We start from the raw sequence: 1,735 nt of genomic DNA on the forward strand, positions 1-1,735 counted from the left end.
ATAGCCATATATGGTATTATTTAGTATTAAATCTTCCTACTGTTGTAAACCCCCATACGCTTACGCGTTTTAGACAAAGGACGAAAATCTAAAGTTTTTCATGGTAAATAAAAAAGAAAAGAGTTTGAATATAGTATTTTACTCACGTTGCTTTAATGCTATGTTAATGGCTTGTGTGAAGTCTTTCGGGTCAACCATGGGTATCTCCCAGCCCGGTTTACTGTAGGTTTCTTTTATCGTTTTCAACAGTTCATCCTCATTTGTGGGATCTAAACCCTTTAGTGACTTCTCCATATCCCAAAGATAAGCGTCAGGCCTCGCATAAAAATCTCCAGAAAACATCACATCATCAATCTTTCCCTCGCTGTTCAAAAGCAAATGGCTTACAATCAACTTTCTACCCTTGAACCTTCCAAAAAGTAACTCTTGATCCCGTTTCTTGTCTTGGAATCTTCTGCTACTTGAAATCTTGAAAGTGTGCTGATCCGAGCCAGCCATAGCCCTCCACTTCTGTCTTATCGCCTCCTCCTCCTCAGTCCGCTCCTGCTCCACCAGCTTAACACCTATCTCCCGTTCAAAAACCTCAACAAAAGCATCTCTCACTTCCTCCTTACTCGGAAGACGCCCGGTCTCCGCCTCAACACTGGTCACCCACTCAGAAACACTCTTAGCCTTCTTATCCGAAAACTTCTCCGGAGGAATCTTAGCCACCTTAGCGAACAAATCCATATCCGGCTCACCAATACTGAGAATAGTATTACCCAACGTGATTTCGAAAACCTGCGCAAAACCAAACCCCGTAATTTTTCTTTCACCCACCTTGACGTCCCCATTCCACCGTCTTGAGACACTACTCAAAACGTATGTGTTTGTACCAAGGTTCCTTAACGCCCAGTTTTTTGTATGCCTCCACTATTACTTTTCCGAACTTATGGAATGCTGTCTCCATGTCTGGGAAGAAATTGTCATAATAGAGTAAGCCCACCGCCATGCTAGCATTCTTGTCAACGAATATGGTGCCGCCACCTACTCCAAGCCTTCTGATAACACGGACTCCATGTTCTTTACACTTTTCCAAATCAACTTCCGTATCAATATCTTGGAAAAAGCCTAAGCTTACACCGGTTTCTTTGAAACCCACAACGGATAGACCCATGGGACTCTTTTTTTGCATCTCAACAGCGGGACCACCCAAAGCTACGGTGTCCAGCATATCTGCATCAGGTATATATGTAAGTCTCCATTCATTAACCATCTCTCCTTCAACTCCCTTTATTCAATCATAAAACTACTTTAATTTCTAATATGTGAATCACATACTTTTTATATTTTACTAGAATACGGATTAGAAATTTTTCAAAAATGAATTAATCTCTCTCTAAGGCTTCGAAGACCATGGTAAGTTGTAGAAGTTTTAACTATTTTATGATTCTATATAATTCGATAATGCCTTCCTGTTCCTGTATAGCCTTCCAATACCTTTTCAACCAACTATTCTGTTTTTGCATGAAACATAATATTTATAATATAGGTAGAGTAAAAATCATTAAACATAAATTTTTGATAATATTTCAATATTAAATTGAAAAACATAAAATTTTTATATGATTCGTAAAAAATTCAATAAACATAAAATCAAAAAAGAGCCCTATTAAAGGAAAAAGGATGATCATGAATGAGAAAGTGTAGAAGTTAGGGACATTTGTCACCCCTTGCTGTTAATTGGTAGGATGTC

General features: G+C 38.6%; 2 protein-coding genes. Both read right to left on the minus strand.

The genetic code is table 11. The features are described from left to right. Nucleotides 1–138 precede the first annotated feature (138 nt). Complete coding sequence (locus ACUVXA_RS20620; RefSeq protein ID WP_445873173.1) at nt 139–819, minus strand: hypothetical protein; 681 nt, start codon at nt 817–819, stop codon at nt 139–141. A 31-nt stretch (nt 820–850) separates the two neighbouring features. Continuing rightward, nucleotides 851–1,255: a lipoyl protein ligase domain-containing protein gene (locus ACUVXA_RS20625; RefSeq protein ID WP_445873174.1), complete on the minus strand. Its 405-nt coding sequence runs from the start codon at nt 1,253–1,255 to the stop codon at nt 851–853. Between the last annotated feature and the right edge of the window lie 480 nt (nt 1,256–1,735).

The organism is Candidatus Jordarchaeum sp. (genome assembly GCF_052745115.1).

What these genes read in the sequence shown, in the direction of transcription:
- ACUVXA_RS20625 (WP_445873174.1), bottom strand. Translation starts at nt 1,255, where the DNA reads ATGGTTAATGAATGGAGACTTACATATATACCTGATGCAGATATGCTG.